Annotated in this window: 10 protein-coding genes and 5 tRNA genes; 13 read left to right on the top strand and 2 right to left on the bottom strand. The window is 37.8% G+C overall.

Annotation, left to right across the window (positions count from 1 at the left end; all coding sequences use genetic code 11):
* Positions 1–50: 50 nt before the first annotated feature.
* Both J2756_RS04810 and twy1 read right to left on the bottom strand, forming a co-directional pair.
* Positions 51–923, bottom strand: a complete 873-nt coding sequence (locus tag J2756_RS04810) for a DUF1002 domain-containing protein (RefSeq protein WP_209583075.1) — start codon at positions 921–923, stop codon at positions 51–53.
* Between the two features lie 285 nt (positions 924–1,208).
* A complete protein-coding gene (twy1, locus tag J2756_RS04805; RefSeq protein WP_209583073.1) occupies positions 1,209–2,123 on the bottom strand; it encodes a 4-demethylwyosine synthase TYW1 in 915 nt (304 codons plus the stop codon).
* 925 nt (positions 2,124–3,048) lie between these two features.
* Between twy1 and J2756_RS04800 the strand changes: the two genes are divergently transcribed.
* The 13 genes from J2756_RS04800 (at position 3,049) to rpoB (ending at position 13,860) form a co-directional block, all read left to right on the top strand.
* Positions 3,049–3,576 (top strand): hypothetical protein, encoded by a 528-nt coding sequence (locus tag J2756_RS04800; RefSeq protein ID WP_209583070.1) that lies wholly within the window; start codon positions 3,049–3,051, stop codon positions 3,574–3,576.
* 861 nt (positions 3,577–4,437) lie between these two features.
* Positions 4,438–5,058 carry a transglutaminase domain-containing protein gene (locus tag J2756_RS04795; protein ID WP_209583067.1) on the top strand — a complete coding sequence of 207 codons (621 nt, stop codon included), beginning with the start codon at positions 4,438–4,440 and terminating at the stop codon, positions 5,056–5,058.
* A 711-nt stretch (positions 5,059–5,769) separates the two neighbouring features.
* Complete coding sequence (locus J2756_RS04790) at positions 5,770–6,351, top strand: hypothetical protein (RefSeq protein WP_209583065.1); 582 nt, start codon at positions 5,770–5,772, stop codon at positions 6,349–6,351.
* A gap of 396 nt (positions 6,352–6,747) precedes the next feature.
* Positions 6,748–7,428 carry a triose-phosphate isomerase gene (tpiA, locus tag J2756_RS04785; RefSeq protein WP_209583063.1) on the top strand — a complete coding sequence of 227 codons (681 nt, stop codon included), beginning with the start codon at positions 6,748–6,750 and terminating at the stop codon, positions 7,426–7,428.
* A 257-nt stretch (positions 7,429–7,685) separates the two neighbouring features.
* On the top strand, positions 7,686–8,927 hold the full coding sequence (locus tag J2756_RS04780) for a phosphoglycerate kinase (RefSeq protein ID WP_209583061.1): 1,242 nt from the start codon (positions 7,686–7,688) through the stop codon (positions 8,925–8,927).
* Between the two features lie 313 nt (positions 8,928–9,240).
* A tRNA-Thr gene (locus J2756_RS04775) sits at positions 9,241–9,314 on the top strand.
* Positions 9,315–9,350: 36 nt separating this feature from the next.
* Positions 9,351–9,425: transfer RNA gene (locus tag J2756_RS04770), tRNA-Pro, on the top strand.
* A gap of 8 nt (positions 9,426–9,433) precedes the next feature.
* Positions 9,434–9,507, top strand: a tRNA-Tyr gene (locus tag J2756_RS04765).
* A 198-nt stretch (positions 9,508–9,705) separates the two neighbouring features.
* Positions 9,706–9,777, top strand: a tRNA-Asp gene (locus tag J2756_RS04760).
* Between the two features lie 10 nt (positions 9,778–9,787).
* Positions 9,788–9,861, top strand: a tRNA-Lys gene (locus tag J2756_RS04755).
* Between the two features lie 28 nt (positions 9,862–9,889).
* Positions 9,890–10,123, top strand: coding sequence for a DNA-directed RNA polymerase subunit H (locus J2756_RS04750; RefSeq protein WP_209583059.1), 234 nt, complete (start codon positions 9,890–9,892; stop codon positions 10,121–10,123).
* Between the two features lie 47 nt (positions 10,124–10,170).
* Positions 10,171–11,661 (top strand): DNA-directed RNA polymerase subunit B'', encoded by a 1,491-nt coding sequence (locus J2756_RS04745; protein WP_209583057.1) that lies wholly within the window; start codon positions 10,171–10,173, stop codon positions 11,659–11,661.
* Positions 11,662–12,048: 387 nt separating this feature from the next.
* Entirely contained in the window at positions 12,049–13,860 is a 1,812-nt protein-coding gene (gene rpoB / locus J2756_RS04740; RefSeq protein ID WP_209583055.1) for a DNA-directed RNA polymerase subunit B, read from the top strand.
* The last annotated feature ends 127 nt before the right edge of the window (positions 13,861–13,987 follow it).

Below are 13,987 nucleotides of genomic sequence, written 5' to 3'. Positions count from 1 at the left end.
TGTGATTATTCAACCAAATTTAAAGGATATTTAAAAAAGAGATGTGGGGATCACAGACTTTGACCTGAGACAACCCCTGCCAAATAATCATAAAGTCCCTGTAGATAATTCCATATCTGATTCAGTATTCCACTTGACTGACTGGCCTGATCTGTAACACTTTGAAGTTGATTCTTAAAGTCAGTAAGACTTGACTGAGCCTGCAGAGAACCTGCAACTGCATCTGCAATTTGCTGGGCCTGGCTATCCGTTAGGTTGATGTTCATGTTGTTTGCAATGTTCACGACTATAACTTTTATCTGGGCAGGATCCTGGGTGTTCTGGTTCGTTGCTTCAGTCTTCACCTTATCGAAGAGGGTTGCCACGTTATCTCCACTCTGTCCTGTCTGGTTAACTATCTGTGTTTCAGTGTAAAGTTCTTCGGTGGCTGCTTTTTTAGCCTGTTCTGGTATTGAAGTTCCAACTGCAATTTCGTAGGATTTAAGCACACCTGCAAGTGCAGATTCACCTGAAGCAGTGACTGGTGATGTTACAACAACGTATCCATTTGTTATTCCAGTTGATTTAAGTGCATTTGCATACATTTTAGGTGTTACAACACTTATCTTACTTTTATCCACCACGATCTTTATTCCATTTGAGTAGCTGAGATCCACCATTGCACAGGAATATATCTGACTTGAGCTGTAAGTTTTCCCTGTAACACCCTTGGACACGGTATTCACTTCAGATGCAGTAATAACCTTTGAAGTTGCATCGCTGATGTTTTTATCTGTGTGGGACTGGAAGTAACTTGTAACTGAATTTTTCCAGGCAGGGTTTGAGTAAGTTGCCTCACCGTAGGTTACTGCAAATCCTGAAGTGGCGTATATGGGACTTAAAGATACGAGTATCAAAATCAATCCAACTGCTAGTTTCTTCATGTTAACACTCCTTTCATATTTTCATGTACTTATGATTAATATCTTAATTAAATTTTGTGGAGTGTATAAATTCCTAAAATCATTTTTAATTCCTATAAAAACTTGGATTTGAATTATTAAAAAAAATAGTTGAATGCAATCCTAAAATGAATCATGAATTCAGAGAGTAATGATTAAAATGAAATAATCAAAAAATGAAATAATCAAATGTAATGGATGATGTAATCACATAAAACCGTTGAAATGTAGATTATAGATAATATAAATATCATATATTAACTAAAATCATGATAGGAGAACAACACGGCTTTCATAGGCTTCATCAACCACTTCTCTGCCGCATAATTTTGCAACAGATTCTGCAAATTCTTTAACCTCACTGAAGGAAGGCATGTTTCCAAGTTCAAGGCGCTGCCTGGAATTTCCAACGTACATGTATGCCTTTATCTCAACAAAATCTGGATTGCTCCTTCTGATTAGTTCTGCATAACCTTCAGGTTTCATCATGTTGTAGCCCTTAACGCAGGTTGTTCTGAGAACTGTTCTACAATCGAAGCTTGATAAAAGTTCAAGGGATTCATTCAGAAGCTTCCAACCATTATCAACCTGTGGTTGGCACAGGCTTTTATAATCCTTTTCATTGGGTGCATCGAGGGACACGTAGAGTTGGGTGGGTTCTGTTTCAAGTTCTTTCAGTTTAGAGGGTGTCATTCCATTGGTAACGAGAAAGGTTGTGAAGTCTCTTCTTTTAAACTCTTCAAGAAGTCCATCTATTTCTGGGTAGAGCATGGGTTCTCCTGCAAGGGATATTGCAGCATTTTTAGGATCCTGGGCTTCCTGAAGTTTTTTCATGTTGGCCTTTGAGTTTCCAAAGTAGCCGCAGAGAAGATTTCTCTGATTCTCAATGCAGTCATCTATAATGGTTTTTGGTTCATCGTACTCTTCAACCCACTCTGTCTTGGTTATGGAAACATCCCTCCAGCAGAAGAGACATTTATGGTGACAGAATGGAATGCTTGGGGACATCTGGAGACATCTGTGGCTTTTGATACCATAGAACCTTTCTTTGTAACATACTCCTTCATCCACCAGACTTTTACGGGTCCAGTGGCAGACCTTTGCAGCTGCATGTCTGTGTTCACCTGCAAATCTGTAACCCTTCTTTTCGAGGTCCCTTTTATCTTCATCTTTAAGCAGCATAGTATCATTCAATTTGTGATATTAAAATATAACATTCAAAATAATTCTTTATAACGTAGACTACGTTTCATTAAAATTGGATTGTATTATATTTATAATGAATTGTTGGTGAGTTGCTTTGTAATATATATATAGATGTGTCTATTCGGTAGTTGTGTAAATCAAAAGATCCTTAAAGATCCGTGATGTTTTCAATAAAAATCAATATAAAAATTAATATTAATTCTCTGTAAAGTAATATAAATCTACTAAAAACCCCTTGGAAAATTTAGTAAGAATCACCATTTTTCATGGAATCTATATATGTTCGTGCCATAATTCACATCTATCTGGATGATTCATCACTCAATAAATTCATACTTTTAATAATGCATGTTAATAGGAATCCTTTGAAATTATGTAAAATTTTAGGCGATTTTTTCAAGCTTTCAAGGCTTTTATTAAGATTTTTAAATTTTATATTAAATCCTTTTAGAATAATCTGATTTAGGGCTATCTCTGTTTTAAATGGTTATATGGTTATTTAATCCCTAAAAACAAGATATCTATTTAAAAAAAGGAATTTCATAAATTATAGTTCAATCGGAATGTATTTACCTCTCTACAAAAGGATCGCATATGGGTATTTTGGAGGAATGGACTTTAAAATAAGCTGATTTACTAGAAATAACAATGGATAATCCTTATCCAAGATCATCTACTTCAATAACCTCAGAAAGCGTTTTAAATCTAAAAAAGAGCATGCTACGTGCCTTTTTTTGGAAATTAAATCAAAACCTTTATATATGCACGACGATGATCCCATTGTATCCAAAGATTCCTATAATCAAAGTATTATAGGTATGGAGGCGGTATAATTAGGCGACTACATATTGGCGCACTTCTATGTGCATTAGCTTTTGCTATATGTATTGTCCCAGGATCATTGGGAACCATAGATCAGAGCCAAGGTACGTTAAGCGTACAAGATAAAATTAGTTTAAATTCCAATGGAAACAGTGGAAGTGTTGCACAAGCCAGTGCAGCTTCTTACTACTACAAGAAAGTTACCTACTACAAAAAGGTGGCTTACTACAAGAAAGTAGCTTACTACAAACACCATAAAAAGTACTACAAATACAAGAAGTACTACAAGTACAAGAAGGTTACCTCCTACAAGAAGGTCTACAGATCAGTGAAAGCAGCATCAGTTTACACTTACTCTTACTCCTCTTCAGGTAAGGGTGTAGGTGACTGTTGGACTAACAGTGCAGTTCTAATGAGTCAACTAACCAAAGCCCATGTTAAAGCTAGGATCATACAGTACAGAACAAGTCTGTCCTCAAGGCACAGATCTATTCAGCTGTACAAGAACGGTAAATGGGTTGACTACAACTACAAAGCCAATGGTTACAAAAAGGTATACTACGCAACATCTTCGAAACCTGGAATGTTTGTGGTAAGTACAAATTAAGTGTTTTACAAGTGAAAACTCGAGCTCAGATGGTATTGCATCAAGCATACCCAATGTATCGTTGCCCATATGGTAACAGAGAAAAACATTGAAGTTCAGTGAGATATAGGGAATATAAACGTACTTGGGAGGGCAGAGGGATCTGTCCCCCATATTTTCTATTTTAATTGTTTGAATGGTTCATGTTTCATTCCATTTCGGAATTATTTAATGAAATATTTTTAATAAAATTTTAATAAGGTTTAATAAGCTTTTTTTCTACCTGCATGGATGATGATCATTGAACAGTTCATAACCAATTCATCTGGCATGATCCTTAGTAATAACTTCCAAACCATGAACATCTTCAATAAAGAAGCATTTTGTTCGTTATATCAGGATTCAGTTCAAATTTTAAAAAACTTCTCAAATGAGTTATTTTTTATTTATTTATTTATAAATCCCTCTTTGAATCAAAAAAGCTCTTAAAAAAACTTTTTAAAGTCAACGGAGTTTAAATATTATTTGTCAATTGATTACGGTGGGGTAACTGCAAACAAAAACATATTGAATGGGCTTATTTTTTTGAAACAGTCCTAAAACTATGGTTGTTTCTTAAAAGTGTCAATAAAATGACCTTCTTCCAAATCCTTCATTTAAATATCCATTTAAAGCGTTTTAAATCTAAAAAGGGACTCTATAATGGCCGTTTTTTGGAAATTAAATCAAAACCTTTATATGTGCCTGAGGTTGACCTAATGTTATCCAAAAAGATTCCTATAATCAAAGCATTATAGGTTCGGAGGCGGTATAATTAGGCGACTTAATGTTGGCGCACTTCTATTTGCTGTAGCTATTGCTATCTGCATTATCCCAGGATCAATGGGAGCAGGAGATCAGAGCCAAGGTACGCTAAGCGTACAAGAAAAAGTTAGTTTAAATTCAAATGGAAACAGTGGAAGTGTTGCAGAAGCCAGTGCAGCTTCTTACTATTACAAGAAAGTTGTGACCTACAAGAAGGTGGCTTACTACAAGAAAGTAGCTTACTACAAGAACCATAAAAAGTACTACAAGTACAAGAAGTACTACAAGTACACGAAGGTCGTGACCTACAAAAAGGTTTACTACAAAACAGCTAAAGCAGCGTCTGTTTCCAAAACAACGACCACAACCTACAGTATCAGTTCCTCTTCAACCACAGCTCAGATCCTTAAAAGTGGTGCAAGGTACGGCTACAGCAGCTCAGCACATACAGCGGCTGCAATGCAGAGTATTGGAAGTGGAGACTGTTGGGCGATGAGTGCTTATCTTTACAGCAAGCTCAAAGCAGCTGGTATAAGTGCAAGGATAGTTCAGTACAGTACAGCTTACTCATCAAGACACAGATCAGTTCAGATCTACCAGAGTGGTAGTTGGGCGGATGTTCCATACTCAAGCTACGGTTACAATTCCATGTTCCGGGCAACTTCAAGCAAACCTGGATTGACAGTTGTAGCAGCATAAAGCTTGTATGAATCCTTAAGTTCAGCAGCTGCCAAGCAGCTGTTCAACAACTTTTTATTAATAAAAACATTTTTTTTCTGTAATTTCCCATTTCACTGTATAATCTCATATGATTTTCGATAGTTATTTTTTCAAGTTTCAACTGCAATGGTTTCAACTGATTTTTTTGAATAGATCCTTTTAAAAGTTCTAAGCTAGACGAATGAAAAATAAGCAGGTTAAATGCTTTTAATTCATGATTTCACAGAAAAAATGAACAATAATCAGAAATCGTTAAAAATGGTTTAAATAAAGTTTTAATTCCCTATTTTTTCTTAATTTATTTTTAACAACCTTAATCTTCCATAAAGATACTGAAACAATGGAATCGATGATTTCCATTGTGCACGTTGATACACCATTCAATCGCAGCGCCATATTTATGGTGAAATAGGTTTTAGATAGGTTGATTTGTTAAAAATACCAATGGAGATACATTATCTGAAATTTTTTATTTAAATAACCTCATAAAACGTTTTAAATCTAAAAAGAGGCGCTATAAATGTCTTTTTTAGAGAATTAAATAAAAAAATTTATATACTGTGTGAAGGTTAAAGAATTCTAGTCCTAACTATTTGGTTTTTAGGGCGCGGAGGCGATAGAATTAAGCGACTACATATTGGGGCACTTATTTGCGCATTAGCTTTTGCTATATGCATCATCCCAGGATCAATGGGAACAGTAGATCAGAGCCAAGGTGCGTTAAGCGTACAGGATAAGTCTATTTTAAGTGCAAACCAGAATAGTGGAAACGTTTTAGTTAACGCAGCATACAAAAAGACCAAAAAAGTCAAAACTTACAAGAAAACTAAAAGTTACAAAAAGGTCAAGGCTTACAAGAAAACTAAAAGTTACAAAAAGGTCAAGGCTTACAAGAAAACTAAAAGTTACAAAAAGGTCAAGGCTTACAAAAAAGTGAAGTCCTACAAGAAAACTAAAAGCTACAAAAAGACCAAAACCTACAAAAAAACCTACAAAAAGGTTAAAGCAGCATCAACCTACAGGTACTCCTATGGTAAAGGTGTGGGTGACTGCTGGGCTAACAGTGACTACCTAATGGGACAGTTAACCAAAGCTGGAGTTAAAGCTAGGATCATACAGTACAGGACGAGTATGTCCTCAAGGCACAGGTCTGTTCAGCTTTACAAGAACGGTGGTTGGGTTGACTACAACTACAAATCAAACGGCTACAAAATGAGGTACTGGGCAACATCCTCAAAACCTGGAATGTTTGAATTAAGAAAAAACTTCTAGGTCCCTCATTAATTAATAGAACTAAAATGTGACTTTCAGCAAAACTCTAATTGCTGAAGAATATATAAATTTAGAATCAACAGCTGAAATTCCATATGGATTTTTTTTTCACTGTTGAACCTCTAAATTTTCAATTTTTTATAAAGTTTTTTTTACATAAAATTTTTCTTTTGCATAATTTCCTTAGAAATGAAATAACAAATGCAAGAAAACAAAAGATAAGATTTTTTTTTCATGTTCCATTTATGAATCCATGAAATTATTAGATTTAAGGAATGGATTGAGACTATTCCCCTAACTTATTCTGTTAATAATTCTTTTAAAAGGAACCAAAATACTTTTATGTTCTGTTTATAAAAAGAGATACAGAATAATATACTTTTTTGGGGGAGAATCATGAAGCAAATCACCAGAACTCCAATTGTAATTCTGAATTTTAAAACCTACCTAGAATCCACAGGGGAAAGAGCCTTGAAACTTGCAAAAATTTCAGGAGAAGTTGCAGAAGAAACAGGTATCAACGTGGTTGTGTCGCCACAGCACGCTGATCTGTGGAGAATAGCAAATGAAGTTGAAATACCAGTCTTTGCACATCACGTGGATCCTGTTGATGCCGGCGGACACACAGGAAGCATACTCCTGGAATCTGTTAAGGAAGCAGGGGCATCTGGAACCCTTATAAATCACTCAGAACAGAGGATGAAACTTGCAGATATTGATAATGTGGTTAAGAAGGTTACAGCCAATGATATGGTGAGTGTTGTCTGCACCAACAACGTTGAAACCAGTGCAGCTGCAGCAACCCTCAGGCCAGACTTCGTTGCAATAGAACCTCCTGAACTCATAGGATCAGGAATACCAGTTTCAAAGGCAGAACCTGAAGTTGTTGAAGGAACAGTTGATGTTATACACCAGATAAATCCTGATGTAAAGGTTCTCTGTGGTGCAGGAATCTCCACAGGGGAGGATATGAAGGCAGCCATGGATCTTGGAGCAGAGGGTGTTCTTCTTGCATCTGGAATAATACTTGCAGACGATCCTAAAGCAGCACTTCTGAACCTTGTGAGTAAGATATAAAATTAACTGGGGATTTTTCCCTGCAATTTATTTTTTCTAGCTCACCAAAACTTAGTTGAGTTTGATTCTGATACAAATTCAGGATAGATGCAAAAACATGTATCCTGATAATATATAATTTTTTGCCAATGTCCATAATTTTAAAAATATTTCAAAAAACAATATTTATTTAATTATTCAATCTACATTAACTGTAAGCCATTATAAATTTAATAAATCTTTAATAAATCATTTTAATATGAAAAACGGTGAAAGGAATGTCTCTTGACTTCTACACAATTGACGACTTTGATATTGAGGATAAAACAGTCCTTGTAAGGGTTGATATAAACTCGCCTGTTGACCCGAATACAGGGATTTTACTGGATGACACAAGGATACAGCTCCATGCTGGAACCATAAAAGAACTTTCAGATAAGGGCGCAAAGACCGTGGTACTGGCCCATCAGAGCCGACCAGGTAAAAAGGATTTCACAACACTGGAGCAGCATGCAGAGGCATTGTCAAATATTTTGAATCATGAGGTTCGATACGTTGATGACATATTTGGGAGCAACGCAAGAAATGCAATATCATTGATGCAGCGGGGTGATATTCTTCTACTGGAGAACGTCAGGTTTTACTCTGAAGAAATCCTGAAGCGAGAACCTGAACTCCAGGCAGAAACCCATATGGTCCGCAAGCTGGCCCCACTTGCAGATTACTTCATCAACGATGCATTTGCAGCAGCTCACAGGTCTCAAGCATCTTTAGTTGGCTTTGCATTTAAGATACCTTCAGGTGCAGGAAGGGTTATGGAGAAAGAACTCAAAGCCCTGTACAATGCAGTGAACAATGTTAAAAAACCATGTGTTTACGTGCTGGGCGGTGTGAAGGTTGATGATTCTATAATGGTCATGGAGAACACCCTTGAAAATGGGAGTGCAGACTGTGTACTGACAACGGGCCTGGTTGCAAACATATTCCTACTTGGTGCAGGGATTGACATAGGCAGTTACAACAATGAATTCATAAAGAACAAGGGATACTGGGATTACGTTAAAAAGGCAGAAGAGCTTCTGAAGAAATTTGAGGGTAAGATAAAGATTCCCGTTGATCTGGCCCTTTACATTGATGAAAAGAGGGCGGAATGTCCTGTTTCAGAGCTTCCAAATGAACCCATATACGATATTGGGACTGAGACTATAAAGCGTTACGCTGAGATCATAAGGTCAGCTGAAACTCTCTTTGCAAACGGACCTGCAGGTGTTTTTGAGATGGAAGACTTCAACATAGGAACTGAAGATCTGTTAAATGCCATAGCATCGTCTAAAGGTTTCTCAATAATTGGTGGAGGTCACCTTGCAGCTGCAGCCAACCAGATGGGACTTTCAGGTATAAGTCATATCAGCAGTGGTGGGGGCGCATCAATAAACCTTCTTGCAGGTGAAAAACTACCTGTTGTTGAGGTTTTAAGGGAAGTTGCTTCAAGGTATGCACAAGGTACAAATCATAATTGATATAAGAATTTTATGAAAAATTAAGGGATAAATTTAAATAATAGGATGAATTAAGTAAAATAACCTTACTGTTGAAACCAATAATTTGGATAATTCAGTAATTTAAGGTAATATTGAATTTAGTTTAATTAATTATCATTGGGCTTTGAATTAAGGATTTTAATATGTTGATGTATTAAATCCCATTTTAATATTCTGTATGTAAGGAATGTTGAACACTCCAATCCACCCAACATGTACGCATAACAAATTGGATAAAAACACATACAACCCAAAAGTATTTAAGGTTATATACCAAATAGCTAAAATAATTGCCTCGGTAGCTCAGTCTGGTGGAGCGCGAGACTTGTAATCTCGTGGTCGGGGGTTCAATTCCCTCCCGGGGCTCTAAGCCGTTTAATTATGGCTTAAGAATATTCAAATGGGACCATAGGGTAGCTTGGTCGATCCTTTGGGCTTTGGGAGCCTGAGACTCCGGTTCAAATCCGGGTGGTCCCATCATTCATCCCGCCTTAGCTCAATTTGGCAGAGCATCGGACTGTAGATCCGAGGGTTGCTGGTTCAAGTCCGGCAGGCGGGATTTTGATAACTGGCTGTTAAACACGAGAAAATTCATATGAGAAATCTTCTCCGTGATAATATGGCTTTTGATCATATTGAAACAGAATCTTTTGAAACACAAAGGTTTATATAGTACTAAAATCTACCGTATGATAGAGGAAAAGTATTTATAGGTGCATAGGCATACTCCATTATACTCTCATTCTCATGAAGAGCTGCCCTGGTGGTGTAGGGGCTATCATGCAGGCCTGTCGAGCCTGCGACTCGGGTTCAAATCCCGGCCAGGGCGTTTGTTTAAGGGGCCCGTAGCTCAGTCTGGGAGAGCGCCTGGCTTTTAACCAGGTGGCCGCGGGTTCAATTCCCGTCGGGCCCGTTCTTGATTTTTAACTGGAGGATAAATTGTGAAAAAAGATATTTTAAAACACAAATTGGTTCCAGATCATACTATTTTGTCGAAAACAGAAATTAAAAAAGTGCTTAAAGAGTTGGATATTCACCAAGAGCAGCTTCCTAAAATAAAAGCTGACGACCCTGTTGTTAAAGCTATTGAGGCTCAACCAGGGGATATTTTGAAGATAACTCGTAAAAGCCACACTGCTGGAAAATTTGTTACCTATCGTTTAGTGTTAGATTAGTATCAAACTAATTGAAAATATATTTAATTGTTTTTTGGAGGAGTTTAATGGTAAAAAATGCATGGGAACTGGTTGATGCATTTTTTGATGAATACAACTTGGTAGACCACCACATCAAATCCTACAACGACTTTGTGGACCACCGTATACAGGACATCATCGACATAACCGATGATATAACCCTAGAACAAGGTGAATACAGCATCAAAACAGGCAAAGTAGAGATCAGAAAGCCATTCATCAAGGAAGCAGACGGATCTAAAAGTAAAATATACCCTACTGAAGCAAGGCTGCGTAATTTAACATATTCAGCCCACATGTACCTTGAAATGGCCCTTAATAAGGGTGAAGAGGACAATGAGCTGGAAAAAGTTTACATAGGCGAACTGCCTGTGATGCTCAAATCCAGTATATGTCAACTTGATGGACTGACAGAAGAGGAACTGGATGATAAAAATGAAGATCCTCAAGATCCTGGTGGATACTTCATAGTCAATGGATCAGAAAGGGCAATAGTTACAATGGAAGAAATAGCGCCCAACAAGATCATCCTTGAACGTATAGGTGAACTTGAGGACAGGCGTGCCAGGGCAATTGTAACATCAATAAAAAGCGGATTCAGAGCCCGAATAACACTTGAATACAGAAAACCACGTAAAAAAGGCGTTTTTTTAAGAATATCATTCCCATACGTACCTGGGGAAATACCACTCGTTGTACTGCTACGAGCACTTGGACTTGAAACAGACCAGGAGCTTGTTACAAGCGTTTCAGATGAAAGTGACGTTCAATTCATGCTTATAGATGATATACAGACCTCTGAGATAAGTACGCAGTACGATGCAATCAAGTACATTGGTAACAGGGTTGCAAAGGGTATGACAGAGGAATACAGAATAAAAAGGGCAGAAGACGTTATAGACAGATATTTACTGCCACATATGGGTGTTGAAGCTGATAAAAGGGCGGACAAAGCCACTTATCTGGCTGAAATGACTGAAATGCTCCTTCAGGTCATATTTGAAAAACGTGAACCACACGACAAGGACCACTACGCAAACAAAAGGCTCAGAGTATCTGGAGACCTTATGGAGGATCTTTTCAGAGTTGCATTCACAAGTTTAACAAGGGACATGACGTACCAGCTTGAAAGAAGCCTTGCAAGAGGAAAAGAACCATCAGTGAAACAGGCCGTACGTTCAGACGTACTCACAGAAAACATAAAACATGCAATAGCCACAGGAAACTGGGTTGGAGGACGTGCAGGTGTCAGCCAGCTGCTTGATAGAACCAGTTACATGGGAACACTCTCACACCTGAAAAGGGTTGTATCCCCACTTTCAAGGAGCCAGCCTCACTTCGAAGCAAGGGATTTGCACCCAACACAGTTCGGAAAGATATGCCCAAACGAAACTCCAGAGGGACCAAACTGTGGGCTTGTGAAAAACCTTGCAATACTTGCTAAAATATCTGAAGGTTCGGATCCAGAAGAGCTTGAAGAAATAATCAAAAAAACAGGAGCTTTAAACCCTCTTTAAATCTTTTTAAATATTTTTAGACCTCTATTTTTTTCAGACACATAAAAAGACAATATAAAACACAAAACACCATTACTTGACTGCAGTGAACTTGCAAATAAATGAAACGAAAAAATAAAGGTGTTATAAAAGATTTTAAGGTAAGATTGAAATGATGGATCCAGAGTTCATTACAGGATTAAATTCCTTGAATTAAACTTTGAAGATTCTAATGGGGTTTAAATTGTTGATTTAAATTTGTTTATAACCTTATAATTACATAATAATCATAGTTGAAATAACTGTATGAACTCAATGAAGTTCCATATGAACTTTGGGGTTCATTCAACATAAATATCATGAGGCTTGGGATTTTAAATCCTTAATCCTTTATTTGGGGGCAAATTCGTGAAAAAATCCAAGATATATATTAATGGTAAACTCATAGGAACCTGTGATGACCCAGACGACTTTGTTGAAACCATGAGGCAGAAACGAAGGGCTGGAGAGGTTTCACATGAGATGAACATAACCTACTACCCTGAAACAGATGAGATATACATATTCACAGATCCAGGACGGACAAGAAGACCTCTCATTGTTGTTGAAGATGGTGAATCAAAACTCAAACAGGAACACATCCAGAAGCTTGAAGACGGTGAAATGGATTGGAACGACCTCATAGACCTTGGAATAATTGAGTATATGGATGCAGAGGAAGAAGAAAATGCATACATAGCCATGTTTGAGGAAGACATTACAGTGAATCACACCCACCTTGAAATAGACCCTTCAACCATGCTGGGAATCTGTGCAGGTATCATACCCTTTGCAAACCACAACTCTTCTCCACGTAACACCATGGAAGCAGGTATGACAAAGCAGGCTCTCGGTCTTTACGTTTCAAACTATGGCATGAGAACAGACACCCGTGCACATCTTCTGCACCAACCACAAGTGCCAATAGTTAAGACAAGAAGTATAGATGCCACAAAATATGATAAACGGCCATCTGGACAGAACTTCGTTGTGGCTGTTATGTCCTACGAGGGATACAACATGGAGGATGCACTTATCCTGAACAAGGCATCACTTGAAAGGGGACTTGCAAGGTCATCATTTTTCAGATCCTACGAGGCATCTGAGAGACGTTACCCTGGAGGACAGGAAGATAAATTTGAACTACCTGAAAGTGTTGTAAGGGGTTACCGTAACGAGGAACTTTACAAACACCTCGATGAAAATGGAATTGTAAACCCTGAGGTGGAAGTAAAATCTGGAGATGTGCTCATTGGAAAAACATCACCACCAAGGTTCCTTGAGGAACTGGATGAATTCGGAACATCAAGGGAACGTAGACGGGAAACTTCAGTAACTGTAAGGCATGGAGAACATGGTGTTGTTGATGCAGTTCTACTCACAGAAACAGTTGAAGGAAGCAAACTCGCAAAAATAAGGGTAAGAGATCAGAGACAGCCGGAATTTGGTGATAAATTTGCATCAAGGCACGGTCAGAAGGGTGTTGTTGGTTTAATAGTTTCACAGGAAAATATGCCCTTCACAGAAGAAGGAGTAGTTCCTGATTTAATAGTGAACCCCCACGCTATACCATCAAGGATGTCTGTTGGTCAGGTTATTGAGATGCTCGCAGGTAAAGCAGGAACCATGGAAGGAACAAGAATGGACGGCACACCCTTCGGTGGAATGGAAGAACATGAAATAATGGAACTCCTCAAAAAGAATGGATTTGAGACTTCAGGTAGAGAATCTCTCTACAATGGAATAACCGGTGAAAGGGTTGAAGCAGAAGTCTTTGTAGGAGTTGCTTTCTACCAGAAACTGCACCACATGACATCAGACAAAGTCTACGCAAGGTCAAGGGGACCTGTACAGGTACTCACACGTCAGCCAACAGAAGGAAGAGCAAGAGAAGGTGGTCTCAGGTTTGGTGAGATGGAAAGAGATTGTCTCATAGCTCACGGAGCAGCACTTGCACTTAAAGAAAGACTTCTGGATGAATCAGATAAATATGAAGCAATTGTATGTGCCAACTGTGGAATGATAGCAATATACGATAAGATAAGGGATAAAACCTACTGTTCACTCTGTGGGGAATCTGAAACCTTCCCTGTTGAAATATCATACGCATTCAAACTACTACTCGATGAACTCAAAAGCCTTTGCATATTCCCAAAACTCGTCATGGAAGACAAAGCATAGTGGAAACATGGAACGGGAAAATTGGAATGGAACAGTAATGCTGCCAATTCAACTACCAGAAAAACAAAAATTAATAGAACTTAGTAATTAGGATTTATAAGCATATTTAAATGCACTATAAGGAGAG

The organism is Methanobacterium aggregans (assembly GCF_017874455.1).
Taxonomy (GTDB): Archaea; Methanobacteriota; Methanobacteria; order Methanobacteriales; family Methanobacteriaceae; genus Methanobacterium_C; species Methanobacterium_C aggregans.
The sequence above is the reverse complement of the archived record's forward strand: the minus strand, read 5'-3'. Positions and strand labels throughout refer to the sequence as shown.